Origin of the sequence: Cohnella soli (genome assembly GCF_042655525.1) — a bacterium.
GTDB lineage: Bacteria > Bacillota > Bacilli > Paenibacillales > Paenibacillaceae > Cohnella > Cohnella soli.
Genome location: NZ_JBHSMI010000020.1, coordinates 12,039 through 38,420 on the forward strand (window position 1 = coordinate 12,039; position 26,382 = coordinate 38,420).

Below are 26,382 nucleotides of genomic sequence, written 5' to 3' on the forward strand. Positions count from 1 at the left end.
TCGCGCAAGCGACGGACGATGGGAAGCGTTTTTTTCATCGGCTAGATTAAGGTGCCGGCTGATCTACCAGCTTTTGAAGTTCTTTGCGAACTTGCTGCGGAAAGAGCTGAAGCGATACGTTTGTCCCAACGGCGGCTTGAAGCGCCGCGTTAACATCGATCTGGCCGTAGCCGAAGTCGATGTCTTTGCCTTTTTTACCAAGGTCCTTCGCCGTCTCGCGTAACAGGTCGGCAATCTGCACGTTCGTTAAGCTCGGCTTTGCCGATTTAACGAGCGATGCGAGCGCGGCTACGTGCGGGGATGCCATCGAAGTACCAGACAAGGAAGCATATCGGCTTCCGGGGTACGTGCTTGGGATGGACGTACCGGGTGCGGCGACTGAAATATAATCGCCGTAGTTCGAATATTCTGCCCGCGTTTCGTCGGCGTCAGTGGCGGACACGCCGATGACTTCGGGATAAGCGGCCGGGTAGCCAGGGCGGTCGGTATTGTCGTTACCGCTAGCGGCGACGATAACGACGCCTCGTTCATAAGCGTATTTCAGCGCGTCATGCAGGAATTCGGCTCCGGCGTAATTGCCCAGGCTCATATTAATGACGTGGGCGCCATGGTCTGTCGCCCAAATAATTCCTTCCGCTACGGAGTAAGTAGAGCCCGCCCCCGAGCTATCAAGCACTTTGACCGGCATAATTTTCGTATACCACGTCATTCCGGCGACGCCTTCGTTATTGTTGATTTCGGCAGCGATAATGCCAGCGACGTGCGTGCCATGTCCGACATCGTCATCCGGCTGCGCGGAAGGGTCGACGATGTTGACGCCTTTCACGATACGTCCTTTCAAGTCCGGGTGATCCGCCTGCACGCCCGTATCCAGCACGGCGACAACGATGTCTTTGCTGCCCATGGTTACGTTCCAACCGTTAACCGTAGCAATTTCGGGCAAGTTCCACTGGTACTGGGAATAGAACGTATCGTTGGGAACGAAGTTCGTAAAATCGGATTTCCCGGATGCAGGCGCGATATCATTTGTTAAATAGATATAATGGGGCTCGGCAAATTCGGGATTCCATTTTTTCTTGAAATACAATTGAAGAGTTTTCATCTCATGTTTCTTCGAACGAAATACGAACGTTCTGCCCGTACGACGAACGACGGTTAAATCAAGCTCACGACGAAGCTCTAGCAGTTGTTTTTCCGTTGGCGGCTTGCGGAATTTCACGACGATTTCGTCTATGGAATAGTGGCTCGCATTGCCATTGTCTTCGCCCTTGCGTACAGTCGTATCCTTGTTCGTGCCCGGGATGACGGATTCGATCCGATACCTTCCCTCGGCCGGATAAGGCACAATACGAAGATTGCGGCGCTGATGCCGCTCGACCGACTGCACGACTTCGGAAGAGACGAGCGCCACAAGCGAATGCCCGTTGTTCGCTTTACGGGAAATCGTGAAATAACTTTTGCCGTCGTGCATGAACGCCTGCGAAGTATGACCAGAAGTGCCTTTTTCGGTGATGCTTTTCCTCGCGGCGACAAGATGCGGCTCGGCAGCCTTCATCAAACTGTCGGTAACCGTCTTATCGGAAGCCTTCTCCGTTTTGTTGCCGAATTTCCATTCCACATATTCGATTTCAGGATGAAGCGTAAGCAGTGATTCGACGGAACCGATTTTTCCCCCGATACCCAGAAATCTTACAACGTCCCGCTCGATCTGCTTGCGCGACATTCGTGCGGTCGCTTCCATGTCCCGGAGGACGAGTTGCTGTTTGAAGTGAGCTTCGCGTGCTGGATCGTGAGCGGTTTTTCTGTATTCGGGAACGGGGGAGGGGGCGACTTCGTTTGTCGTGCGTCCCGGCATGATTCGCGGAACGAAAGGAATTGCTGACATGAGGACGACGACGGCGATCAGCGTGCCGATTAGTGTTTTGCGGCGCAGGGCGAACCACTCCTTATACCTTCATCGGAAGGCGATTCATTTCTTTTAGCATGAAGGGGGAAAGGGAAAAATATACGGTGCAAATTCCCCCCTGACAGTACCTTTCCGGCTTGTTTTATGGTACGATAATGAAGGTTCTGCGTTCGAACAGCGGGACTATTTCGTTTTACGATTATTTCAACCATTTTCAACCAATGGATAAGCTTCCGCGCTACGGAAAGGGGAACATTCATGCAAGCTAACAATATCAAGGCGCTTGCCGAATCCAGCCGAGATAAACTGAAAACGGCGATCGAACCAATCGAACGATTTCTGAATTACCATGCTATCGAGCAACTTGCGCAAATGGACAATGCCGACAGCGTTAACTTCTATTCGGGGTTACTGTCCGATCTTCGCCACTTGCTCGTCTTCTCCGAAGTCGCTTACGAGAAACTCGGTGCGGTTCTCAGACGCCCGAATCTCGACGTCGAGCTTGCCGAACGCGCTTTGTACGATGTCTATCATAACGGCGTTAATTCGTTTTTCTATCCGAAAAACGAATGTTATTCCGAAGACGGCCGTTACGCGTATACGGGTCAGGACGCGATCCGCTTCCGCACGAAGCCGGTGCGTGCCGCCCGCGACGTCATTCTCGGCATTTCCCGGGTATATGAGGAATTACGCGACGATCTTTCTTATTATGAGAGCGACTACTTGACGCAGCGCCGCATGCAAAGCCAAGCGAAATAACAACGTTGCCTGCAACCTCCACCCCCCCTGCCTGCATACCCTCACCGAAGGGGTGCACACTAGGCCAGGGGGGTGATTTTTATGCCGAATGACGTAGCATGCAGCGTGAGCAGCTGTGCGTTCTGGAATGAAGGCAACAGTTGCGGGGCGAAAGAAATTGCCATCGAGATTGATGCGCACGCGAACCAACGCTGGAACGAAGAATTCGCGTCCGAGTTCGAAGACCATCAGGATGTTGCGAACACATCCTCAGTTACTTGCTGCTTGACTTTTACACCGAAAGACAGCGGTCGCGAAGATTAAGACACGTCCTAGGTCTTTAGCACGAATCGAATGAAATCTGTCGGGACTAGCCGGGTTACTCCGATTGTTGTACAATGGTGGTATCCATTACGACGACCGGGAGTTAATCGACGTGAATGTATCTACAGACCCGCGAATTATGAAACAAATGCTGCTTGCGCAGTGGACGACGGAATTAAATCCGCTGATCTCCAAATCCGCAGACGGTCAGAACAATGATATATCCGGTCTCTTCCAACTGTTATTGAATCAGGTAACGTTTGATTCGTCATCCTCCTTGACGGGAGTGGACGGAACGACTCAAGGATTGTCCACGCTCGGCATGCCGAACGTGTCATGGAGCGGAGTGCTTGGCGCAGACAGCGGTTCATCCTCGGCATATGACAGCCTGATTTCAGCTGCGGGTGCGAAATACGGTGTTGATCCCGCTTTGATTAAAGGCGTCATTCAATCAGAATCTTCTTTCAGAAGCGATGCGGTTTCCTCAGTAGGCGCGAAAGGGCTTATGCAGCTCATGGACGACACGGCCCGCGGGCTCGGTGTATCGGATTCGTTCGATCCTGCGCAGAATATCGACGGGGGAACGAGATTTCTGTCGTATTTGCTTCGCAAATACGAAGGCAACGTCCAGACGGCGCTTGCCGCATACAATGCGGGGCCCGGGCGGGTCGATCGCCTCGGCATTGCGAACGATGCGGACGTCGCGAATCGGATGAACGAATTGCCGGACGAGACGCAGCATTATATTCGTAAGGTGCTGGATGCCGCCAGCCACTGGGGAGCAAGCGTCTGACGGTCATTCGTCGTCGCTCGCCGTTCTTCTGAATGATGGCAACAGGGGATCATAACGGGTGGCTGTGAGCTGCTCGAGTATGATCCTCTTTTTTATATGGAGAAGGGAAGCGGACATGAAAACTTATTATTTCGATCATAGCGCTTCGACGCCGATGTGGCCTAAAGTGATCGACACGATGACAGAATTGATGAAGCTGCATTACTCGAATGCGTCATCGATGCACCGTTCAGGCGTTGAAGCCTCCAAACTTGCAGAACGGGCAAGGGCGAGCGTCGCCGAACGGATGATGGCAAAGCCGCAAGAAGTCGTCTTTACATCGGGTGGTACGGAAAGCAACAATCTTGCGCTTAAAGGCGTCGTCGGCAAATCGACGAGAGCGAACAAACATATTATCGTATCCGCAGTCGAACACGCGTCCGTGCTCGAATGCGCACGCCAACTTGAAGCGCAAGGGGTACAATTGACGATCGTGCCTGTAGACGGGAAAGGACGAGTCGATGTTGCGGATATCATCCGGTCGCTCCGCAAAGATACGGTGCTCGTAAGCGTTATGCATGTGAATAATGAGGTGGGAGCGGTGCAGCCGATAGAAGAAATTGCACATGCGCTGAAGGAGTTCCCTCACGTCAAATTCCATGTCGACGGCGTACAGGCAATCGGGAAAGTGCCTTTCGCTTTCGCTGCATCCGGCGTTCACTTGTACTCGGGCTCGGCACATAAGTTCGGCGGACCTAAGGGTACCGGGTTTCTGCTCGTCAAGGAAGGCGTTGAACTGGCGCCGCTGTTCGGCGGAGGCTCGCACGAGCATGGTTTGCGTGCAGGAACGACGAACGTTCCTGCAGTCGTCGCGATGTCTCAGGCGCTTCGGCTATCGCTGGAAAGCCAGGATGCAAGACGCGTTCGCTTGTTCGAATTACGGCGGAAGCTGCACGACATTGTCGCGCAAATCCCGGAGCTAGTATGGAACGGAGTCGGTGTCGAACCTGATCGGGAGAAAGACACCGCACCGCATGTCGTCAATGTCAGTTATCCAGGCATGCGGCCCGAAGTGCTCGTTCATATGCTGGAAGAGAACGGCGTTCTGCTCTCGACGCAGTCGGCATGCTCTTCCAAGAGTCTAAAGCCGAGTCGCGTGCTGCTGGCGATGGGACACGATACCGATCGGGCGTCCGGCGGCATTCGAATCAGCTTCGGCGATGAGCACCAAGAAAGCGATCTGGACGAGTTGGGAAATAGATTAAAGCAAGCGATCTCGCAGTTGAAGGCGCTGGAAAAAAGGAGTCGGCCGGGATGAATTATGAATTGATCATCGTTCGCTTCGGCGAAATCACGATCAAGGGACGCAACCGCAATCGGTTCGAGACGATGCTGCTCGATCAAATCAAAGTTGCGCTCAGATCGATGCCATCCCTCGAATACGTCAGGACGTACGCGAGAGTTTATATTCATTTGAACGGCGAAAGCTACGAGAATGTGGCGGCAAGACTGAAAGACGTATTCGGCATCGTTTCGTTCAGCCCCGTCGTTCGCTCCGAGCACGGTTTGGAGCAAATTCGCGCACATGCTTTGCAACTTATCCGAGGGCTGGACAAAACGCCTGCGACTTTCAAGGTGAGCGTAAATCGCGGGTGGAAGCAGTACCCTCATGACTCGATCGAGATGAATCATCTCGTAGGTGCTCATATTTTGCGCAATACACCCGGCTTAAAGGTGAACATTCGTCAACCTGAAATCGAATTGAAAGTAGATATACAGCATGAGGCGGCGTATGTATACTGCGAAATCGTGAAAGCCATCGGCGGATTTCCGCTTGGCATGAACGGCAAAGGCATGCTCCTGCTGTCCGGAGGCATCGACAGCCCAGTCGCCGGCTGGATGGCGATGAAGCAAGGGTTACGGATCGATGCGGTTCACTTTCATAGTTATCCGTTCACAAGCGAGCAGGCGAAAGATAAAGTCATTACGCTCGCGCGGAGGCTCGCGTATTACGGAGGCAAGTTTCGCCTTCATCTCGTGCCTTTCACCGAGGTGCAGACGGCGATTGCTCACTCGGGCAACGATAGCTTGACCATTACGCTCATGAGGCGCGCAATGCTGAAAATAACAGAGCGATTGGCGGAGCAAAACGGCGCACTCGCGATTGTGACGGGCGACAGTCTCGGGCAAGTGGCCAGCCAGACGCTTGGAAGTATGAACGCGATCGGACGGGCGACAGCGTTGCCGCTTTTGCGACCGCTTGTCATGATGGACAAGATGGAAATTGTCGGTATGGCGAATCGAATCGGTACATTCGAGACGTCGATATTGCCTTTCGAGGATTGCTGTACGCTATTCCTGCCGAAGTCGCCAGCGACCAATCCGAGTGTAGCTCAGGTGGAGAAAGCCGAAGCTGGATTGGGAGAACGTTTTTTGCAATTGATCGAAGAGGCTATTGAAGGTACGGAAGTGATGGAATTAAAGGACACGGCAGAGAGCGGCGTTGAAAGCCAATCTACCGTGAAGGCCACGCCGGAAGACGATTGGTTCTAAGCTCCCAGAATTGAAAAAGCCGCAAAACGCACGTTAGTGCGTTTCGCGGCTTTTATTGACGACGAGTTGTTTTGACGTCGTCTTTTTCATGTTACCATGGGATGCTCGTTTTGCTTTGAGTGCATTTGTCCAGACGCCGGCGACGATGACGAGCACGACCAAGATAGCAATAAACGTCCACGATATCGCCGCATTGTCTTTAAAGAAACTTTCGAATTCTTCCGCGTGGGTAATCATTTTGGCAGCTGTATAGGCGAGAATGCCGGATCCGAGATAAATAATTATCTGGAATTTCTCGATTAATTTAATAAACAACGTGCTGCCCCATACAACAATCGGTATGCTGATGATTAGTCCAAGCACGACAAGGAAGTAGTCCCCGTGCGCGGCTCCTGCTACGGCAATGACGTTATCGAGACCCATCGCTGCATCGGCGATGACGATCGTCCGGATGGCGGCCCAAAGCGTCGAACCCGATTTCACTTCGCTATGAGCATCGCCTTGTACGAGCAGCTTGTAGGCAATCCATAGCAGTAGCACGCCTCCGACTGCAAGCAGGAATGGGATTTTGAGCAATGTCACGACAAGCATCGTTGCAATGACACGAATAACGACCGCCCCGACCGTGCCCCACATCACCGCTTTATTCTGCATCTCTTTCGGCAGGTTTCTCGCGGCTAACCCGATGACGATTGCGTTGTCGCCGGCGAGCAGCAAATCGATGAACACGATCGTGAGTAAGAGAGACCAAAACTCCAAGCCGAGTATATCCCAACCGAACAGTTCCATAAAGTTTCCCCCATCGAAAGTGACTTTTTCTTTTCTCCCGAGGTAATACGTCCGAATGGACGTTAAGATTCAAAAAAAATGTGCTCTCATATCCTCGTCTGCTTGTACATAAAACTGGTAAGAGGGAGGGTTGCACATGAACGCGATGGATATGCTGCTCGTTTTTATGGAAATCGTTATGATTAATTTGCTTCTCAGCGGAGATAACGCGATCGTTATCGCAATGGCGGGGAGGAGATTGCCTCCGAATCAAAGGAGAAAAGCGGTTTGGTGGGGGGCGGCTGCGGCAATCGCGCTTCGGTGCGTGTTGACCCTCGGGGCGATCGTGCTGCTCAAAATTCCGTTTTTGCAAACCGCAGGCTCACTATTATTATTCGCGATCGCGTTGCAACTGCTGCTCGATAAACCGGGGCATTCCGCTTCAACGAAAGCGGCTTCGACGCTTGCCGGGGCGGTATGGACAATCGTTGTCGCCGATTTCGTCATGAGTCTTGATAATGTGTTAGCCGTCGCCGCCGTCGCTAAAGGAGACGTGATATTAATCATTATCGGTATCGTGATGAGCATCCCGATCATTATATGGGGCAGTTCTTTTATTATCCGGCTGCTTGACCGTTTTCCGGGCGTGCTCTATATCGGCGGCGGGTTGCTCGGCTATACAGCATCCGAGATGATGCTCAGCGACCCGGGGATGCGCCCGTATATCGAACGTCTTTCGCCGGATGTAGAGAAGCTGTTTCCGCTGCTGGCCGTAGCTGCGCTGCTGATTGCGGCTCTGCTGCTACGGAGGAGGAGTAATGCGGGATGAATGGGATGAGCGATTTTGACAGGCAAAATTTTGCTCCTGCAAGCTAGTTTTTTCTGTCCGATTCCATTAAACTAAAGAAAAAGACGTCGGTTTCCGAATAACGAATCATGACGTTCAGAGATGGATGAAGCGGGGGAACTATCGTGAACAGACAATCCGCCGCAGTCGGGATTGGCGTCGCGGCTGTGGGATTGATTATTTTGTTGGGCAAGTTGGGCGTTTTTGCTTTTATCGGTTCGGTATTCTGGCCGCTGTTCATTTTGATACCCGGCGTATTGCTTCACGTCCTTTACTTCGGTCGGATGGTTCCTTCGGTTGCGCTTATTCCGGCGGGCGCATTGACGGGCGTGTCGATTGTGCTGCTCATTGGCAATTGGTTCGGATGGGGCCTGATGAAAGTGCTGTGGCCGCTGTTTCCGCTCGCGCTTGCCGTAGGCCTGTACGAATATTATGTGTTCAGCTATGAACGCTCGCGTCAAATATGGACGGCAGCCATCGGTTTGGCGGCAGTTTCAGCCGCGTTGTTCGTCATTATGCTGCTTTGGACTTGGGGCATCTATTTGATCGCAGCCGCACTGATTGGCGTCGGCGTATGGATCGTTGTTCGGCGTCCGAGAAGCTGGCGATGAAATGGTTGGCTTTTCGACGTAAGTCGCGTATAATAGAAGGGATGAAGACTGTACGGGCTCTAATACTCCCGTAGCGGATTTCGTACCAGGTCTTGTGTATGAACGTCGACCTCGTGTCGGCGTTTTGTTTTGTGGATTTAGCGTACCCTAACGGAACAGGCGATTCTCGCATAGCCGCATGCAGGGACGAGAGATAAATAAGGAGTGGAACCATGTTTCCAAGAGACAAAATTCGCAACATCGCTATCATTGCCCACGTTGACCACGGGAAGACGACACTCGTCGACCAACTGCTTCGTCAGTCCGGCACTTTCCGTGAAAACGAGCAGCTGCAAGAGCGCGCAATGGATTCCAACGATATTGAGCGCGAGCGCGGCATTACGATTCTGGCGAAAAACACGGCTGTTCAATACAAGGATCATTTGATCAACATCGTCGATACGCCTGGACACGCCGACTTCGGCGGAGAAGTGGAACGGATTATGAAAATGGTCGACGGCGTGCTGCTTGTCGTTGACGCATTCGAAGGCTGCATGCCGCAGACGAAGTTCGTTTTGCGCAAAGCGCTGCAACAAGGCTTAACGCCCGTTGTAGTCGTGAACAAAGTCGACCGTCCCGCAGCCCGTCCGGCCGAAGTCGTGGACGAGGTGCTTGAATTGTTCATCGAACTCGAAGCGTCCGACGACCAACTGGACTTCCCGGTCGTATACGCATCCGGTTTGAACGGCATCGCAGGCAATACGCCGGAAGACTTGCAACCAACGATGGAACCGCTGTACGAGATGGTTCTCGATAAAGTGCCGCATCCGAAAGAAGACACGGAAGCGCCGCTTCAATTCCTTGTTACTTTGCTTGATTACAACGAATATATGGGTCGTATTGCGATCGGGCGCGTGAACCGCGGCCGCATCGCTCAAGGCCAAGTCGTCGCGGTTATTAATCGCGAAGGCCAAGTGAAACAAGCCCGCATCGAGAAGTTGTTCGGATTCCAAGGATTAAAACGGATCGAAGTTGAAGAAGCGGCTGCAGGCGACATCGTTGCTATCGCGGGCCTGAAAGAAATCAACATCGGGGAGACGATCGCCGATCTTGCCAACCCGGAAGCATTACCTGTACTCGCCATCGACGAGCCGACGCTGCAAATGACGTTCCTCGTCAACAACAGCCCGTTCGTCGGACGCGAAGGCAAGTGGGTAACGTCCCGTAAGCTTCGCGAGCGTCTGTTCAAAGAAATTGAAACGGACGTCAGCTTAAAAGTAGATGAGACGGAAAGCCCGGATATGTTTGTCGTCAGCGGACGCGGCGAGCTTCACCTTGGTATTCTGATCGAGAACATGCGCCGCGAAGGATTCGAGATCCAGGTGTCCAAGCCGGAAGTAATTCTGAAAGTGATTGACGGCGTCAAGAGCGAGCCGATTGAACGCTTGCTGATCGACGTGCCGGAAGAAAACATGGGCGCTGTCATGGAAAGCCTTGGCACACGCAAAGCGGAAATGGTGAACATGATCAACAACGGTACGGGCCAGGTGCGTTTGGAATTCCTCATCCCTGCTCGGGGCTTGATCGGCTACCGCACGAACTTCCTGACGTTGACGCGCGGTTATGGCGTCATGAACCATGCGTTCGACAGCTATGGACCGATGGTCGGCGGACAAGTCGGCGGCCGTCACCAAGGCGTGCTGATCGCGAGCGAGACGGGCAAATCGACAACGTACGGCATGATGAGCGTCGAAGACCGCGGCATTCTGTTTTTGGAGCCGGGGCTTGATGTGTACGAAGGCATGATCGTCGGCGAGCACACGCGCGACACCGATATCATCGTTAACATCTGCAAAGAAAAAGCGGTGAATAACATCCGTACGGCGAACAAAGAGGAAACGGTCAAGTTGAAGTCTCCGCGTCTCATGTCGCTTGAAGAAGCGCTTGAGTATTTGAACGACGACGAGCTGTGCGAAATTACGCCGAAGAGCATTCGTCTGCGTAAAAAAGTGTTGAACAAAAGCGAACGCGACAGATACGAGAAGCAGCGCCGCATGGCGGAATCCGGCGTCTAACCTCGAGGGAGGGACTATTCCATGCAGCAATGGTTTCACGATCACGCCGTGATCTCATATTTGCTTATCGTCGCTTGTACGGAATATATTTTTAACGCGGTTTTCCGCATGGGCAAGCTGCCGCTAGCCAAGGAGATTGCCGTGCATATCGTTCTGGCGATCGGTTGCCTCGTGCTGCTCCTGTTGCAGCTCGACAAGCTGCCGATTATCCAGTGCATGGCTGTCGCAGTGGCGATGATGGCGCTTCTGCGCATGCGTCAAATGTACGACAAACGAAAAAATTATCGGTTAAAAAAAGCCGAGACGTCGCTTAACAAGCCCGTCGATCCGCAATAAGCGGATCGGCGGTTTGTTCTAGCCAACGGGACTTTTCCTTGGGAGAGGGGAAACGGTCATGACATTAATGGATGCGTTGTTTTATTGGCTGCAGATGAAATGGGTCATGGACGCTTTCCCCGACGACGAAGCGGCGAAGGAAACGGCCGGCTTTTTCGCGCAGATTTTGTCGGAAGACCACGAAATCGTGTCGTTCGACATTCGTTCCGTCGATGCGGGCAAAGTTTACGTGACGTATGTCCAAAAGGACGGCACGTCCCGTGAAGTATGGTTCGATCTTGAAGCGGTCAAGCAATTAAACCGCGATATGTTCGGCGTCGGCTTGGAAACCGAAGATGCCGAAGAGGACGACGAGGGGGAAACGGTTTGAGTCACGATACGCCATTGCCTTCCCGGGTGAAGGGGAGTTCTTCCGGAGCGAAGAAGGCGTCCGCGCCCAAGAAACCGGGAAGAAAAATACGTTGGGGCAGATTGATCGTTATCGTCGTCATCGCGATAATTGCAGTGCTGGCCGGATACGCCGTTTATTTGTATTTTGGCTCCTATAAACCGAACTTGCAAAAAATCGCCAAACACGAAGACAACGGAAAAGTGGTTACGTCGATACCGAAAGGGCAGAAAGCATCCGAGAAACCGATCGCCATCGCGCTGCTTGGTCTCGACAACCGTCCGGCAACAGCAAGCCTGAACACGGACGTCATGATGGTCGCCGCCTTTAACCCGGTGTCGAAGACGGCAACGGTCGTATCGATTCCGCGAGATAGCGATTTGAAGCTGGACGGCTACAAGCGTCATAAAGCTAACGCTTACTATGCGCTTTTTTACTCGCAAGCAGGCAAAAACGACGGCTTGAAGGGCGAACCCCAGAAAGCGCAGGCAATGGCCGATACTCGCGAGATGCTTTCTCGGTTCGTGAACGTCCCTATCGATTATACGGCGGTTATTGATTTTCGGGGGTTCGTCGACGTCGTCGATGCGCTGAACGGAGTCAAAGTAACCGTCGACAAAGATATGCGCTATGTCGATAACGCGGATGGCACGAACATCGATTTGAAAAAGGGTGAATGGACGCTGAACGGCGATCAGGCTCTTGGCTTCGTCCGTTACCGGAAATCAAACCGCGGGACGGCCGAGTCCAGCGATTTCGAGCGCAATGAGCGTCAGAACCAAGTGCTTGGAGCGATTGCGGATCGCATGAAATCGCTTGGCACGGTTACGAAAGTCGGTCGTATATTGGACGCTGTAGGCGACAATATGAGAACCGACATTCCGGAAGCGCAAATCGAGAATTTTATGAAGACGTACTTCGGCATCAATCGCTCGGACATTCGTTTCTTGCCTTTAACAGGCAATTGGAAAAGCCCTTACGTCTATTTGGATCAAGATCGACTGGAGGAAGCTCGTCGAGCGCTTTCGGAAGAATTAAGCCCGACTGGACGTTCGAGCGAAGCTTCAGCCGTATCGTCGAGCAGCCCGGCTGCTGCGGAGAAACAATAGAAAACAGGATGCGTTGGAAAGCTCGGATGCATATGTTATAATGAATCTAGCTACACCAAGTTCAAGGGGGGCTGCGGATGAGAGGGACTATTACCATCTGGACCGAAGCTTCGAACGAACAAATTTTCTTATCCATACAGTCTCGCGACGCTTGGATGTCCAAGCATGTCGACATGCGTAAAAGCCCAGTGACTTTCACTGGGCTTTTTTTGTCTTCTCCCGTCGGAAGCTGGAGATTAACGGTTATTGACGGGAGCGGGTAATTCGCTCTGCCGCTTTGCTTTGTGAACATTGCGCGTGCCATAGTTCTCGCCGGCCATCGGCGGAATGACATTTCGCGGAATTTGCGGGACGAGGCGTCCGACGATGTCCGCAAGTTCTTCCGCGAATCCGGCAATCGGCCTACCGGCTTTCGTATCGGCGCGGATTTCCCGCAATCGCTGAGCCATATCGATGTCGGCCGTAACGACTGCGTCGATGCCGTAGGGGTCCTTACGGAATGCTTCGGCCACTGCGTACTTGACCGTTCCGACTCTTGACCGTTCCATTTTCGAATCGACGTCGATACCGACGATGGCGAACTTGCCGAACACGACGCAGTTGGCGCCTTTCACGCCTTGGACGCCTCGTGCCAACGATTCCAGATGAGCGGCTACTTGCTTCGGATTGCGAAGCGTCTGCTTGGTCGCATTTCCAGCTTGCTGCGACTGATAACGAACGCTGGAAGCTTCCGGAGCGGACGATTTGCTATGGTTGCCGCAGCCTGCGGGTCCGAGCGCTAACGCTGAAAGCATAAGCGCGGCGGTCCCGCAAGCGATCAACATAGATTGCTTCATTTGCTGTTTCACCATCCTGGCTTGGAGGGATGCCCGTAATAGCCGACATGGCGTCGGTTAAGCCCGGCGCGTTCGGCTGCCACACAAAAGATTGCGGTATCGTTATTGTTCCCCGTCATCCGCTCGCTATGTAAAACAAATCGCCGAACCGGGAGGGTCCGCCATGCGTAAAATTTATGTACTGGACACGAATGTACTGTTGCATGATCCGCTCTCCTTGTTTGCTTTCGAGGATAACGAAGTCATTATCCCTTCCGTTGTGCTGGAAGAGATCGATTCCAAGAAAAGGCTGGCCGACGAGATCGGGCGCAACGCCCGGAATATTTCACGGGAGCTCGACGGCATGCGGGCGCTTGGCCGCTTGCATGAGGGAGTCGCTTTGCCGAACGGCGGATTGTTGAAAGTGGAAATGAACCATCGCCGATTCGTCAAAGTGCAGGAATCGTTCGGGGAGATGACCAACGATAATCGTATTCTTGCGGTGGCGCTGAATTATCATATGGAAGAACAGGAGAGCGGCGATCCGAGACCTGTCATCATTGTCAGCAAGGACGTGCTCGTGCGGGTGAAAGCGGACGTGCTCGGCATGCCTGCGGAAGATTATTTGTCCGATCAAATCGTTACAGTGTCGGATCAATATACAGGCCAATCGACACTGCATGTGCATCCGTCTGTTATTGACGAATTTTACTCAACTAGGTCAATCGCTATTCATCAGCTTGGCCTGAAAGTACAATTGAACCCGAACGAATTCGTCATTATGCGCGATGAACTCGGAACATCCAAATCCGCCTTGCTGAAAGTAACGTCAGACGGCCGTAAACTTGAGCCTTTGCATATGAGCAATGACCCGGTATGGGGTATTACCGCGAGGAATGCCCAACAGCGAATGGCGTTAGAACTGCTGCTGAACGACGATATTCCTCTCGTGACGCTTACGGGTAGGGCGGGCACCGGAAAGACGCTGATTACTCTCGCTGCAGGCCTTATGAAGGTGGAAGACGAGCACAAGTTCAAGAAACTTCTTATTGCCCGTCCGGTCGTACCCATGGGCAAAGACATCGGATATTTGCCGGGTGAGAAAGAGGAGAAGCTACGCCCTTGGATGCAGCCGATTTACGACAATCTGGAGTTTCTGTTCGATACAAAGAAGTCGGGCGATCTCGATAAAATATTAATGGGCATGGGAAGCATTCAAGTGGAGGCGCTCACTTATATTCGGGGAAGATCGATACCGGGGCAATTCATCATTATCGACGAGGCGCAAAACTTGAGCAAACACGAAGTCAAAACGATCGTATCGCGCGTAGGCGAGAATAGCAAGATCGTGTTGCTTGGCGATCCGGAGCAAATCGACCATCCTTACCTGGATTCCCAAAGCAACGGGCTGACTTATCTCGTGGAACGCTTTAAGCAGGAAGGCATCAGCGGCCACGTCACACTCGAGAAGGGCGAGCGCTCCAAACTCGCCCAGCTGGCTACCGAAAGGCTGTAATAGCCCGCGTTGTTTACTAAGTGAAGAGCCACTTGACCGAACAACCGTAAGCGGAGGCAATGCGGTCTGCAAGTTCGGCCAACTGACGATCGATCGCGTACGCGGACTCATCGATGTGCGGGCCGATTTCTCCGCTGGCTGCTTCAAGATCAACGACAGCGATCAGATGCTCCTGCAATTGCTGGTAAGCCGGGGCGGGTTCCGCTCCCGGCTTTGCCGCGTTTAAGATGAAAAGGGCAGACAGCGCCAGGTCAAGAAACGCGTTGCCGGCAGGTGTGACGATAGCGTAATCAGCATACAGAGGCTCCTCGCGTGTTCGCTCGATGGGAAGGGACAGCAAGTCAACCCGTTCTATAGCCATTCCGCAGCTTTCCAAATAAGTTCTCGCGTTATCGAAGTTTTGTTCCTCTTGGAAGACAAGCAATTCGTTCACCCGATCGGTCAATGGAACTGTTCGTTCAAGCCGATTGACGGCGCCTTCAAAACGTGCGACGTCTGACGGATTCGCAATTATTGCTTCCAGGCCATACAAACGTGTCCATTTCATTGAGGTTCCTCCGAAGAATAAAAGGTTGTAATAAAGCGCTTTCGGAAAAAGGGAGACAGCGCTCTTCTGTCCTGTTATCATAAATAAAGACAGGTTTAATGTAGTATACGAGGAAATCAGGTGAAAGCTTGGCAAGACGCAAATCAGTTCTCGTCTTTCTATTATTCGTGCTGATGGTGCTCGTCCTTTCGCCTTGGGCCAAAGCGCCTTTACCCGAACCGACCGTCGCGACGTTCCAGGACGAAGGCAGTGAAGAAGCGGCCGACACCCCTGTCGTGACTCGCCCCGTGTCCCGGCTGCACGTCGAGGCGGCCATGACGGAATCGGAGTTTCGCGTGCTTCTCGGCGAGAACGAACGGTTCTCTCTCAGCCATCCGGAAATCGCCGTCGAACTAACACGTATCGATCCTAATCAGGCATACGATCACTATAAACAAGCTTCCGATATCAACGAGTCCGCCGACGTCATGTTGTTGAACGGCGAATGGGTTAACGAGTTCGCTTCTTCAGGTTATTTGCTGCCGGCAGATCCTGCATTCGTCGGCAAAGCGCTCGCCGAACAGTTGAATGCGCTCACTTCGCAATTGAAATGGAACGGCTTCATGTGGGGCGTGCCGTTCGACATGAATCCGTATGTACTCCTATGGAACGAAAATCTCATTCACGATGCGCTTGGTGCGGATGTTTCTCTGCCTCTTGCCCTCGAACAGTGGGCTACCTTGGCGGACAAGGGAGCTTCGTCGACGACGCCGTACGCATGGCTGGCGATTGAGAGGGAAGACCCGCTTGCCCTGCTTGGCTGGCTTCAGGCCGCAGGCGGGGAGCGGGGGGACTTCATGTGGGCTCAAGGCAGCAATCCATGGAACTCCTCAGGAGCGGGAGGCGCGATGACATTGCTAACGTCTCGGCTACCGAACGTCCTGTTTCCTGCCAGCGCCGCCGAAGCGATCGATGCAGTGAAGAGAGGAGAGACGGCTGTTGCCGTCGTTCCCTATTCGGACGCCGCGGAAGCGGTTGGAGCTCTTCGCGATTCTACGGAAACGAAACTTGCGATCGACCACCAATCGTGGCGTTTGGCTTGGGTGTGGCCTCGCGGGCGAAGTTTCGTCGTGTCGTCATCCAGCGAATCTGAAGAGGCGGCTTATGTATGGATTTCGGAAATGACCGGGGAGCAAACCCAACTCGCAAACTTGGAGAAGCTGGGCAAACTTCCAGTGTTTCGCACGATATACGATAGCGATCGGACATTGTCCAACTTGCTGCCTGACCGCAATGGCGCGAGTTTTCCGAATCAAGCGACGCTTGCTCTAGGCCCAGGCTTGCCGGACAAACTGGCGGCAATACAAAAAATGTGGATAGGGTTATCGAGCGGCGAACTTACGCTCGATCAATGGAAATCGAGATGGAACGAACTGGTGGCAAGTCGTTCAGCCGCCAACGGCCAGTTGAACGACTAGTTTGCCGTCTTCCATCGATACGCTTTTCGCTTTGACGAACTTGACGAGCTTTTGCGGATAGAAACCGAGGTCGAATTCACGCTCGAGGTCTTTCCTTGTCGTATCCGGCAGCTCCAGTCCGTTAAAAACGAGCTTGTCGACATGGAAGAGAATCGCATTTTCAGGTTCGTCCACGATTTCGTAGCGGCCTTGGATCAACACACTGATGCTGCCGTTGTCGCCTTTCATCGTAAGCAGCCCATCTCCGAACTTGAACGCGAAGTCGTTGAATCGGCTGTCCTGAGAACGGAGAAACTCGTTTAACTGAGCGTCGGTAATCGTCAGCTTCGCCTTGAGGCCGCTCGTTACGAGAATACCCGGCGTCTTCTGCACGAAGTCGGGTAAGTTGTGCATGGCCTCCGCAAGCGCGCGGAAATGTTTTTTGACTTCGTAAATGCCGACATTATTCCAATAAGCGTTCATTTCGTCCATCAGCTTGCGCAGCAGATCGGCATCCCCGCTCGAAGCGAGCGCCTCGTCTACTTCGCGCTGAAGCGCCGTGATGCGTTCGCGCTGCTCGACGAGATCTCGCTCGACGGCAACGAGATCGCTCTTGTCTTGCCGAAGCTGTTCATAGCCTTTTTTTAACTTCTTATATTCAGATTCATAGTCGTTCATCTTGCTTTGGTCCGATTGCATGATCATACCCATCTTATCCCATACGTTCATCAGGTCAGGGAGGGAATTCGCGTTCAGCAGTGCAGCCAGCCAGAAGTCTTTATAACCCATATAATAAGACCGAAGCACTCTGCCGGCTTTCTCTCGTTGTGCGGCAATCGCGATTTCCTGCCTGGCGAGCTTTTGCTCGCTGTCGCCGATTTGTTTTTGCGTCTGCGTCTTTAAGCCGGATATGCGTTCGATTTCCCGGTCCAGTTCGGCGACGGACAAGCTTTTCTCGAGCAGCTTTCTCGTATTTTCGGGCATCGGTTCCGCATGAACGGGGAACAGGGCTCCAGTTCTGGATAGGACTAATAATGATAAGAGCGCCGCGATTGCGGCAAAAGCCATTCGACGCATCGGAGTTCCTCCTCTCGGGCGCGCCGTTTGTGAAGCAACCCCTATTATAATATGATCTCTAGATTCGGGGAAAGGTACGGTCGGCATGGAAAAGACCAGATTTACTACGCCGCTAGAACCGGTATTACGAAAGATGATTGCTGACAGCGACATGACCGGCCGAACGGCAAACGGAGAGACGTTGTCCGCAATATCCTTTCACCAGTATATGACGGTTTGTCTCTATCATCCCGATTTCGGATATTATCGTTCCGGAACGGCGCGTGTCGGAAGGGAGGGCGACTTCTACACGAGCGCTTACGTCGGGGATATTATGGGCGGCCAGCTTGCTTCGGAGTTGGCAAAACGGGCAAAAAGCGAGTTTCCGGCAGCGACCCGAGTTCAAGTGTTCGACTGGGGAGGAGGAACGGGGAGGCTCTCGAAGATGATGCTGGACGCTTGGGCGACGCTGTTTGCGGAGGCGAAAGCGCCCCAGTTCCAATGCACGGTCGTGGACGGGAACCCTTCGCATCGACAGGCTGCGTCAGAGGCGCTGGCAGCCTATATCACCGCCGGAACAGCGAACGTTCTGTCGGATACCGAAGTTGAACGCATCGAAGAGCAATTCTCTTCCGGACCCGTGATCGTTGTCGCAAACGAACTGCTGGACGCGTTCCCGGTACATCGGCTAACCATAAGCGATGGTGACATGAAGGAGCTTGGCGTCGCGTATCGTGAAAGCGAAGGTTTCGTTCATTGCCAGATAGAGCTTACGGATGAACGTCTGCTTACAAGGTTAATCGAAACGCAGGCGAAGCCGTTGGAAGGGCAGTCGTTCGAAGTGAATTTGGCAGCGGAAGATTGGTTCGCGTCGTTGTCGGACAAACTCTCCCGAGCGAGTGCGGAGGCATTAGTCGTCTTCATTGATTATGGCGACGTAACGGAGGAGTTGCTTGCCCCGCACCGGATGGACGGCACTTTGCTCGGTTATAGCGGGCATCGTGCGTTGAATGATCCTTTCGCGAGGCCGGGCGAGCAAGATTTGACGGCGCATGTGGATTTCGGCTCGTTGCGCCGAGTCGCGTTACGGCTCGGGTGGGCTGAACGATGGTACGGCACGCAGAAACAGTTTCTTGTCGAATCGGGCGTGATGGCTCAATTGTCCGACCATGCGATCTCCGATCCGTTCCACCCGACAGTCAGACGCAATCGTGCAATTCGGCAATTGCTTCTGTCGGACGGCATGAGCGAGCTGTTCAAAGTTCAAATATGGTCTAATCGATGAACTAGACTTCGTGATCAAAATCGGATATTCTGAAAAACAATTAAAGAGGCAGCCTCTCGTCCTTGTGGACTTGGGGCTGCCTCTTTCTTCGCTGCAATATGTATCTTGCGGCCGGATATCGCTCGCACTCGCGCGATTAAACCGGAATTCCCATCTCGAACACGGTCCAATAAGTGAACCCGAGGAATGAGAGAACCATGTAACCCCAGAACATGAGCATATACGTACGTTCGGAGAAGTTCAAGTAACCGAGCAAGAAGAAAACGGCCGTTTGCATGAAGAACAACATGGAAAACTCGAACATGTCGCCTGCAAACGCCATTAGGGCAATTACCAGTGTCCAGAAGCCAAGCACCCTAAACATTCGTGCCATCGTATAGTCCCCTCTCATACGCACAAGACGATTTCTAAAGCATATTATAACGGCTGGGCTTTAACGTGTAAACCGACAACTCGTGACGAATCGGCAAACTTTTCAAATCGGTCGTATTGTAGCATGCCCATGGAAAACACAGCTTATGCGAAGGGCTAACGTATAGTGAAACGAAAAATGGATATAAATAGAAGTATCCGATAGATTCTATGAATTCTATTACGGGCATAGGATGGAACAAAGCAGCAAAATATACGCGTATCGTAAGGAGGGAACCCCATGACGGCTGCAAGGCAAGACGCATGGAGTCCGGATGATGACTTGATACTGGCAGAAGTAACGCTGCGTCATATCCGTGATGGCAGCACCCAATTATCTGCATTTGAGGAAGTCGGCCAACGTATCGCCCGCACTTCCGCAGCTTGCGGTTTCAGGTGGAATAGCTGTGTTCGCAAAAAGTACGACGAAGCGATCGTAATCGCGAAGCAGCAGCGCCAGAAACGGAATTATCTCAAGAAGCAAGGAATATCCACGATCTCGGGCGCAGAAAGGCTCGTAACGGAGGAAGTGGAAAGCGGCAAAGCGGATTTGCTGTCCGCCGAATCTTTGTCATTGGAAGCGATTATCCGTTATTTGCGTCAGTGGAAGGGCACCGTGCAAGAGATGAGCAAGCAAATTCGCCATCTGGAAAAAGAATTGAAAGAAAAAGAGGAGCGGCTTAACGAGTACAAGGAAGTCAACGATAAGCTGTCCAAAGAAGTTAACGAAGTGCAGACAGACTATCAAGTCGTTAACGATGACTACAAGGCGCTCATCCGTATTATGGACCGCGCTCGCAGACTCGCCTTCCTGACGGAAGAAGCGGATGAAGACCGCGCGAGATTTAAGATGGACGCGAACGGCAACCTCGAACGAATCGAATAAAGCAATGAAACATGCAACCCGCGGGGCTATCCTCGCGGGTTTTGCTTTGGTATCTTAAGGTAAGCATACGATGCCGCCGATGGGCGGACGGGGAGAGGGAACTGATATGGCAAATGCTGCGATTGTTGGGGCGGGGGCGATGGGGTTGCTTCTGGCTGCGAAAATGAACGCGGTAGGCGTTGATTGCGAGTTGTGGACGCGGACGGTCGAACAGGCGGAGATGCTGGGCAAGGAAGGGATTACATTGCAGCGCTCCACCGGCGAGCAGCAGGAGCCTATCGCCGTCAAGGCGATGGCGCTGGAGGAAGCGGCGACGCCGCCTGAGGGCGGGCCGGGGATCCTATTTCTTGCAGTCAAGCAAACGGCGTTGAAACCGGATTTTCTCGCGAGCCTCGCCCGAGCCGTTCCGTCCGGAGGAACGATCGTCGCCTTGCAGAACGGCTACGGCCATTTGGAAGTACTCGCCAAAGCGCTTCCTAACAGCGTCGTTATACCAGTGGTGACGACCGAAGGAGCACTTCGGATCGACGGTACGACCGTCAAGCATACCGGTCGCGGTGATTTCAAAGTCGGAAAATCGGATGGACCTCGCTATGACGGGTCGAACCAAGTCGAACGAATGTTAAATCAGGCAGGATTTTCCGCCATCGCGTCGAATGACTGGGAAGAAGCTCTAATGCGCAAGCTGCTCGCGAACGCCGTCATTAATCCGCTAACGGCGCTCTGGGGAGTTCGAAACGGACAATTGCTCGAAAGCGAACCGAAGATTGATGTCATGAAAGCCTTGTTCCGCGAGACGTTTGGCATTTTGCAAAGACATAAAGAGATTGGCGAAGAGGACGAGCTGTGGGAATCGATCGAACGCATCTGCGCGGCTTCTGCGGTCAATCGTTCCTCCATGCTTCAGGACGTTCTGGCCGGCCGTGACACCGAGATTGATTTTATTAATGGCGCAGTATGCCGGATGGCTGCGGAACAAGGCGTACCTTCGCCGTGGAACGATTCGTTGGCCGCGCTTGTAAAAGCGATGCGATAAAGCGGTACGATATTGTAGGGGAGAGATGGACGAATGATCTGGCATGCGTTAGTCCAAGCATACGCGTTTATCGCGACGGTTCCGGTCATTCCGTTTCTGATCGTCTATTTCATCAGTTTGGCGAGAGGGTTGGACCGCAAATCGTCCATTCAACTGGCAATGGACGTGACGACGGTTTTTCTGATTGGATTCGTGGCGGGAATGTTGAACACTCGCCTGCATTCAAGTTTCACCCTTTATTTTATTATACTTGTTATGTTGGTTGCAGGCGGGTTGATCGGCAGCGCCCAGAACCGATTGCGCGGCAAGGTGGACGCCGGCAAGCTTGTTCGAGCCGTTTGGCGGCTTACGTTTTTCTGTCTCGTTCCTCTTTATTTGATTCTCATGTTGCTTGAAATTTTCCTGCCATCGAGAAGCGCTTAAGTATGAACCCTATAGCCGAACCGTTAAGCCCGAACGCAACAAGAATGATTGACGTATACTTTTGACGAGTAATCTGCCGTTGTGTACAATCATTTTGATAGCACAACGACAGATCGGGGGGAAAGTTCCCTTTGAATATGATAGCCCATGACCAGTTGGATGTAAGGACGATCGCGGAAAAATTCAGATTAGGAGACGATTCCGTCGTCCGTTTATTCGGTGCGCATCCCGAAGACCGGAATGCGTGGGCGGCGAGAGCCGCCAAGCTAGATGCGGAGAAGTCGTCGCGGGCAAGTTTGGCCGCTGTCGCTGGCGCCATACGAGACTACCATTCGAAACTTCCCGCTTCGGAAGAGATGGAGGTTTCGCTTCGCAAGCTTGAGAAGGGCGATGCGCTTGTTGTTGTCGGCGGTCAACAAGCCGGGTTGTTCGGCGGGGCGCTTCTGATTTATTACAAGGCGTTGACCGTCATTCAGGCAGCTCGCGAAGCGGAACTCGCTCTTGGCAGACCGGTCGTGCCAGTGTTCTGGATCGCCGGAGAAGACCATGATTACGATGAAGCCAACCATGTAAACGTACTCTCCGCGGGGGGCGGCATCCGTCGCGTCCGAGTCGAGCGGCCGGACGGTCCGCGTCTTGCGGTCAGCCGGACTCCCGTTTCTTACGAACAGTGGGAGACGGCGCTTCAGGAATTGGCGGCGCAATTGCCGGACACCGACTTTAAACCCGCGCTGCTGGAGAAGCTTCGCTCTCATTGCGCCGATGCGCCGACGCTTAGTCTTGCATTCGCCCGGCTGCTTGCGGACTGGTTCGGCAGCCAAGGATTGCTGCTGCTCGATGCCGACGACGCCAAGTTGCGCGCGATCGAAGGGCCGATGTTTAAGCGGTTGATCGAACGGAACGGAGAACTGGAAGATGCGTTGAAGACTGGGGAAGGTCTCGTACGCGATCGAGGATTCCCGCTGCAGGCCGAGACGGCGCTAGGCGGGGCCAATTTGTTTCTGCATCATGAGCAGGGACGACTGCTCTTATTTAGGGAAGGTGACGCGTTCGTCGACCGTAAAGGCATCGTGAAATTGTCTGCGGAGGAGATGGCGGCGCAAGCTGCCGGTTGTCCGGAGACGCTGAGCACCAATGCGCTCACAAGGCCGCTTATGCAAGACTATGTGCTACCGGTTCTGGCTGCGGTGCTTGGGCCGTCCGAACTTGCCTATTGGGGCATTCTCGGGCCGGCTTTCGAGACGTTCGGCATGTCGATACCGATCCTTATGCCGCGCCAATCGTTTACGTATTTGGAGCCAGGCGTCATGAAACTGCTGGCTAAGTTCGGATTGTCGGCGACTGAAGCTTTGACCGAATGGGAAGAGCGGAAAGCGGAATGGCTCGCAAGACAGGACGAATGGCAGCTTGAAGAGCGTTTCGCGGAAGTGAAACGGCAGTTCGATGGGTTGTACGCGCCGATCATGGACACGGTATCGTCTATTTTGCCTTCGCTGGCGAAGCTTGCCGAGACGAACCGCGATAAAATCATCGAACAGATTTCTTATCTGGAATCGCGTTCGATCGATTCAGTCGCGAAACGCCATGAAGCTTCGTTAAAGCAATGGGATCGCATTCGGCTGTCATTGTCTCCATTGGACAAACCGCAGGAGAGGGTATATGGAACGATTCATTTCTTGAACCGTTATGGTCCGGAATGGCTAACCATATGGAACCAAGCTGTATTTCAGCCGGCCGGAGGGCATCGCCTAGCAGAAGGCATGCCCGAGATGTAGTTCAAAAAGTCCGACTTTGATCACGAAGTATTTCAAGAAGTTTATTCGACATCGAATCTTGAATGCTGCACGGGACTTCCGGTGCTGAAAGCCGAACTTTTTGAACATATATTTAAATTAAGCATCAACGATACGGAGGAACTCATTCATGAAGACGCAGTTGAAAAGCATTGTACGGGATCAATCCCTCGCACCCGAAGGTAAATTAAAAATCGACTGGGTGCAGGCGCACATGCCAGTACTAAATGAAATTCGCAAGGAGTTTGAGCGTGACCAGCCGTTCAAAGGGTTACGCGTCGCGATTTCTCTTCATCTTGAAGCGAAGACTGCCTACTTGGCCAAAGTCGTGCAAGCCGGGGGCGCGGAAGTCGTCATTACCGGCAGCAACCCGTTGTCCACGCAGGACGATGTGTGCGCAGCGCTTGTCGAAGACGGCATTGCGGTGTATGCGAAATACAATCCGGATCCACAGGAATATAAAGATTTGATGGTCAAGACTCTGGAAACGAAACCCGATCTGATTATCGATGACGGCGGCGATCTGGTGTCGATTTTACATTCGGAGCGTCAAGATTTGTTGGCGCAAGTGCGTGGCGGCGCCGAGGAAACGACGACCGGCATCCTTCGCTTGAAAGCGATGGAGAAGGAAGGTCAGTTGAAATTCCCGATGGTCGCGGTTAACGATGCGTATTGCAAATACTTGTTCGATAACCGATATGGAACGGGCCAATCGGTATGGGATGGCATCAACCGGACGACAAACCTTGTCGTCGCCGGCAAAACCGTTGTCGTGAACGGTTATGGATGGTGCGGCAAAGGTGTTGCGATGCGTGCGAAAGGGCTTGGAGCGAACGTCGTCGTTACGGAAGTCGATGCCATTCGTGCCGTAGAAGCTTACATGGATGGTTTTACCGTTCTGTCGATGGAAGAAGCGGCCAAAGTCGGCGAGTTTTTCGTGACGGTTACCGGCAACAAGGACGTCATTCGCGGAGCGCATATCGCGAACATGAAAGACGGCGCAATTTTGTCCAACGCGGGCCATTTTGATGTAGAAGTTAATCTAGTCGAGCTAGCGGCAATGTCAGTGTCCAAACGCGTCGTTCGCCGTAACATTGAAGAATACGTTCTAAAGGACGGTCGCAAAATCTACGTATTGGCGGAAGGACGTCTCGTCAATCTGGCAGCAGGCGACGGTCATCCAGCGGAAATTATGGATATGACGTTCGCGCTTCAGGCGATGGCGCTTCGTTACGTGAACGACAATTACGAGAAAATCGGCAGCCAAGTCGTGAACATGCCGTATGAACTCGACGAGCTCGTTGCCCGCACGAAGCTGCAATCACTCGGCATTACAATCGATACGCTGTCCGACGACCAGAAAGCTTATTTGGACAGCTGGGCCTCGCATTAATCCATATTAATAATGAAGAGGAGCCCCATGCGGAATCGCAGCGTTTGCTGAGGAGTCCGTAGGGGCTCCTTTTTGGTCTTCGCGAACTAGAAAATTTCTACTGCTTCCCAGGTAACAAATTCCACTCCCGGTGCGTTTAGGATATTAGAAACCAAAAAGGGGGAATTTGGTATGGGGGAGTTGGCGGTTCGAGTGCGGCGTTTGTTGTTTGTTGTAATCGCTTTATTGCTTGTGTCGGGGCTTGTTGCGTGCAGCGGTGCGAGCGACGAGGACGATAGCGCGAAAGAGAGAGCGCCGATGGCGGATTACGAGGGGGCCCAAGCAGAGGGGAACAGCGTGAACGCGCAGTTCTCTGAAGCGTCTCCTGCGGCTAAGATGAGCGTTTCCGATGATAAAGCGATTGCTTCTTCAGCGCCTGTTGCATCTATTTCGGTAACGTCCGCGAAATCCGGCGAAGCGGGCACGGCAGGTATCGGACAAATCGCGGACGCCAATGCGGATTTTGGCCGGAAAGTCATCTACAAGGCGAACCTCGTTATGAAAGTCGAGCAGTTCAGAACGGCGGAAGAGCAATTAACGAACTTAATCCACCTGTCCGGCGCTTACGTGCTGCAGTTTTCGGATAGCCGTAACGTCGACGAAGTCGGCGCGACCTATGTGATCAAAGTGCCGTCCGACGGCTTCTCGTCGTTCCTCGGTCAATTGCAGAAAATAAAAAACCTTGACTTCCAACGCCAAGTGGAAGGCAGCGATGTGACGGAAGAGTATGTCGACCTGGAATCGCGATTGAAAGCGAAACAAGTCGTCGAAGCGAGACTGCTTTCATTTATGGACAAAGCGACGAAAACCGATGATCTTGTTCGCTTCTCCAACGAGCTCGCTCAAGTGCAAGAAGAGATCGAGCAGGTGAAAGGAAGAATGAGATTTCTACAACAGAATGTCGCGTTCTCTACGGTCAGTCTTCGGCTTTACGAGGCGACGGGAGCTGAGAAGAAGCCGGACGTAAAGGAAGATAAAGAAGACAAAGGATTCGGTGACAAGCTATCCGACGCGTTGTCGGGCAGCGCGAACGTGTTGCGCAAGTTCGGCGAAGGCGTTCTGATCGTGCTCGCGGCGCTGCTCCCCGTTCTGATCGTTGTTGCCGTCGTCGGCATTCCCGCCTACTTTGCCGTTCGTCGTCGATCGGCAACCCGGAAGCGGCTCGCGGAAGAGCGGCGCAAACAATGGAACAACGCTGTTCCACCAACTGAAGGGGACGTGAATGGGGAACAAGAAGCCGAAGCCGACAGCCAGGACGATAATCGTTAATCCCATAAATAATTTTTCGAAATCCTGCCCAAGAGGCAGGATTTTTATTTTTGAAGGCGAATAATCATCTA

Annotated in this window: 27 protein-coding genes; 21 read left to right on the top strand and 6 right to left on the bottom strand. The window is 52.9% G+C overall.

Annotated features, from left to right (window positions below):
• Positions 1-46: 46 nt before the first annotated feature.
• Entirely contained in the window at positions 47-1,885 is a 1,839-nt protein-coding gene (locus ACFPOF_RS09795) for a S8 family peptidase (RefSeq protein WP_378131999.1), read from the bottom strand.
• A 279-nt stretch (positions 1,886-2,164) separates the two neighbouring features.
• On the opposite strand from ACFPOF_RS09795, the gene ACFPOF_RS09800 reads away from it, so the two are divergent.
• The 5 genes from ACFPOF_RS09800 to thiI all read left to right on the top strand — a co-directional run bounded on the left by ACFPOF_RS09800 (position 2,165) and on the right by thiI (position 6,293).
• On the top strand, positions 2,165-2,665 hold the full coding sequence (locus ACFPOF_RS09800) for a DUF3907 family protein (protein WP_378132001.1): 501 nt from the start codon (positions 2,165-2,167) through the stop codon (positions 2,663-2,665).
• A gap of 81 nt (positions 2,666-2,746) precedes the next feature.
• The gene (locus ACFPOF_RS09805; protein ID WP_378132002.1) at positions 2,747-2,968 is read left to right on the top strand and encodes a DUF1540 domain-containing protein; all 222 of its coding nucleotides are present in this window, start codon (positions 2,747-2,749) and stop codon (positions 2,966-2,968) included.
• A 112-nt stretch (positions 2,969-3,080) separates the two neighbouring features.
• On the top strand, positions 3,081-3,761 hold the full coding sequence (locus tag ACFPOF_RS09810; RefSeq protein WP_378132004.1) for a lytic transglycosylase domain-containing protein: 681 nt from the start codon (positions 3,081-3,083) through the stop codon (positions 3,759-3,761).
• A 115-nt stretch (positions 3,762-3,876) separates the two neighbouring features.
• Entirely contained in the window at positions 3,877-5,058 is a 1,182-nt protein-coding gene (locus ACFPOF_RS09815) for a cysteine desulfurase family protein (RefSeq protein WP_378132006.1), read from the top strand.
• Complete coding sequence (gene thiI / locus ACFPOF_RS09820; protein WP_378132008.1) at positions 5,055-6,293, top strand: tRNA uracil 4-sulfurtransferase ThiI; 1,239 nt, start codon at positions 5,055-5,057, stop codon at positions 6,291-6,293. The genes ACFPOF_RS09815 and thiI overlap by 4 nt, the downstream gene beginning before the upstream one ends.
• 33 nt (positions 6,294-6,326) lie before the next feature.
• On the opposite strand, the gene ACFPOF_RS09825 is transcribed toward thiI, so the two are convergent.
• Positions 6,327-7,082 carry a TerC family protein gene (locus ACFPOF_RS09825; protein WP_378132010.1) on the bottom strand — a complete coding sequence of 252 codons (756 nt, stop codon included), beginning with the start codon at positions 7,080-7,082 and terminating at the stop codon, positions 6,327-6,329.
• Between the two features lie 136 nt (positions 7,083-7,218).
• Between ACFPOF_RS09825 and ACFPOF_RS09830 the strand changes: the two genes are divergently transcribed.
• The 7 genes from ACFPOF_RS09830 to ACFPOF_RS09860 all read left to right on the top strand — a co-directional run bounded on the left by ACFPOF_RS09830 (position 7,219) and on the right by ACFPOF_RS09860 (position 12,669).
• Positions 7,219-7,890 carry a TerC family protein gene (locus tag ACFPOF_RS09830; protein WP_378132012.1) on the top strand — a complete coding sequence of 224 codons (672 nt, stop codon included), beginning with the start codon at positions 7,219-7,221 and terminating at the stop codon, positions 7,888-7,890.
• Positions 7,891-8,033: 143 nt separating this feature from the next.
• Positions 8,034-8,519 (top strand): hypothetical protein, encoded by a 486-nt coding sequence (locus ACFPOF_RS09835; RefSeq protein ID WP_378132014.1) that lies wholly within the window; start codon positions 8,034-8,036, stop codon positions 8,517-8,519.
• Positions 8,520-8,731: 212 nt separating this feature from the next.
• Positions 8,732-10,573, top strand: coding sequence for a translational GTPase TypA (gene typA, locus ACFPOF_RS09840; protein ID WP_378132016.1), 1,842 nt, complete (start codon positions 8,732-8,734; stop codon positions 10,571-10,573).
• A gap of 21 nt (positions 10,574-10,594) precedes the next feature.
• Positions 10,595-10,909, top strand: a complete 315-nt coding sequence (locus tag ACFPOF_RS09845) for a YlaH-like family protein (protein ID WP_378132018.1) — start codon at positions 10,595-10,597, stop codon at positions 10,907-10,909.
• 58 nt (positions 10,910-10,967) lie between these two features.
• Positions 10,968-11,279, top strand: a complete 312-nt coding sequence (locus ACFPOF_RS09850; protein ID WP_378132020.1) for a hypothetical protein — start codon at positions 10,968-10,970, stop codon at positions 11,277-11,279.
• Entirely contained in the window at positions 11,276-12,406 is a 1,131-nt protein-coding gene (locus ACFPOF_RS09855; RefSeq protein ID WP_378132022.1) for an LCP family protein, read from the top strand. Before ACFPOF_RS09850 ends, ACFPOF_RS09855 begins: the two co-directional genes overlap by 4 nt.
• Positions 12,407-12,483: 77 nt before the next feature.
• On the top strand, positions 12,484-12,669 hold the full coding sequence (locus ACFPOF_RS09860; RefSeq protein WP_378132024.1) for a hypothetical protein: 186 nt from the start codon (positions 12,484-12,486) through the stop codon (positions 12,667-12,669).
• Here the strand turns inward: ACFPOF_RS09860 and ACFPOF_RS09865 are convergent.
• The gene (locus ACFPOF_RS09865; protein WP_378132026.1) at positions 12,643-13,242 is read right to left on the bottom strand and encodes a YhcN/YlaJ family sporulation lipoprotein; all 600 of its coding nucleotides are present in this window, start codon (positions 13,240-13,242) and stop codon (positions 12,643-12,645) included. The genes ACFPOF_RS09860 and ACFPOF_RS09865 overlap by 27 nt on opposite strands.
• Before the next feature lie 163 nt (positions 13,243-13,405).
• On the opposite strand from ACFPOF_RS09865, the gene ACFPOF_RS09870 reads away from it, so the two are divergent.
• On the top strand, positions 13,406-14,737 hold the full coding sequence (locus ACFPOF_RS09870) for a PhoH family protein (protein WP_378132028.1): 1,332 nt from the start codon (positions 13,406-13,408) through the stop codon (positions 14,735-14,737).
• Positions 14,738-14,753: 16 nt separating this feature from the next.
• Here the strand turns inward: ACFPOF_RS09870 and ACFPOF_RS09875 are convergent, their stop codons facing one another.
• A complete protein-coding gene (locus tag ACFPOF_RS09875) occupies positions 14,754-15,284 on the bottom strand; it encodes a hypothetical protein (RefSeq protein ID WP_378132030.1) in 531 nt (176 codons plus the stop codon).
• A gap of 128 nt (positions 15,285-15,412) precedes the next feature.
• Between ACFPOF_RS09875 and ACFPOF_RS09880 the strand changes: the two genes are divergently transcribed.
• Positions 15,413-16,741, top strand: coding sequence for an extracellular solute-binding protein (locus tag ACFPOF_RS09880; RefSeq protein WP_378132032.1), 1,329 nt, complete (start codon positions 15,413-15,415; stop codon positions 16,739-16,741).
• Here ACFPOF_RS09880 and ACFPOF_RS09885 read toward each other — a convergent pair.
• On the bottom strand, positions 16,712-17,797 hold the full coding sequence (locus tag ACFPOF_RS09885; RefSeq protein ID WP_378132034.1) for a coiled-coil domain-containing protein: 1,086 nt from the start codon (positions 17,795-17,797) through the stop codon (positions 16,712-16,714). The two genes, ACFPOF_RS09880 and ACFPOF_RS09885, sit on opposite strands and share 30 nt — an antisense overlap.
• A gap of 85 nt (positions 17,798-17,882) precedes the next feature.
• On the opposite strand from ACFPOF_RS09885, the gene ACFPOF_RS09890 reads away from it, so the two are divergent.
• Positions 17,883-19,061, top strand: a complete 1,179-nt coding sequence (locus ACFPOF_RS09890; RefSeq protein ID WP_378132036.1) for a class I SAM-dependent methyltransferase — start codon at positions 17,883-17,885, stop codon at positions 19,059-19,061.
• Between the two features lie 136 nt (positions 19,062-19,197).
• On the opposite strand, the gene ACFPOF_RS09895 is transcribed toward ACFPOF_RS09890, so the two are convergent.
• On the bottom strand, positions 19,198-19,434 hold the full coding sequence (locus ACFPOF_RS09895; protein WP_378132038.1) for a DUF2626 family protein: 237 nt from the start codon (positions 19,432-19,434) through the stop codon (positions 19,198-19,200).
• A gap of 279 nt (positions 19,435-19,713) precedes the next feature.
• On the opposite strand from ACFPOF_RS09895, the gene ACFPOF_RS09900 reads away from it, so the two are divergent.
• From ACFPOF_RS09900 to ACFPOF_RS09925, 6 genes are all read left to right on the top strand, one after another.
• On the top strand, positions 19,714-20,358 hold the full coding sequence (locus tag ACFPOF_RS09900) for an RsfA family transcriptional regulator (RefSeq protein ID WP_378132040.1): 645 nt from the start codon (positions 19,714-19,716) through the stop codon (positions 20,356-20,358).
• 106 nt (positions 20,359-20,464) lie between these two features.
• Entirely contained in the window at positions 20,465-21,394 is a 930-nt protein-coding gene (locus ACFPOF_RS09905; protein ID WP_378132042.1) for a ketopantoate reductase family protein, read from the top strand.
• A 33-nt stretch (positions 21,395-21,427) separates the two neighbouring features.
• Positions 21,428-21,817 (top strand): DUF3397 domain-containing protein, encoded by a 390-nt coding sequence (locus tag ACFPOF_RS09910; protein WP_378132044.1) that lies wholly within the window; start codon positions 21,428-21,430, stop codon positions 21,815-21,817.
• A gap of 137 nt (positions 21,818-21,954) precedes the next feature.
• The gene (gene bshC, locus ACFPOF_RS09915; protein ID WP_378132313.1) at positions 21,955-23,592 is read left to right on the top strand and encodes a bacillithiol biosynthesis cysteine-adding enzyme BshC; all 1,638 of its coding nucleotides are present in this window, start codon (positions 21,955-21,957) and stop codon (positions 23,590-23,592) included.
• Between the two features lie 148 nt (positions 23,593-23,740).
• Positions 23,741-25,003 carry an adenosylhomocysteinase gene (locus tag ACFPOF_RS09920; RefSeq protein WP_378132046.1) on the top strand — a complete coding sequence of 421 codons (1,263 nt, stop codon included), beginning with the start codon at positions 23,741-23,743 and terminating at the stop codon, positions 25,001-25,003.
• A gap of 171 nt (positions 25,004-25,174) precedes the next feature.
• On the top strand, positions 25,175-26,311 hold the full coding sequence (locus tag ACFPOF_RS09925) for a DUF4349 domain-containing protein (protein ID WP_378132048.1): 1,137 nt from the start codon (positions 25,175-25,177) through the stop codon (positions 26,309-26,311).
• Positions 26,312-26,382: the final 71 nt, after the last annotated feature.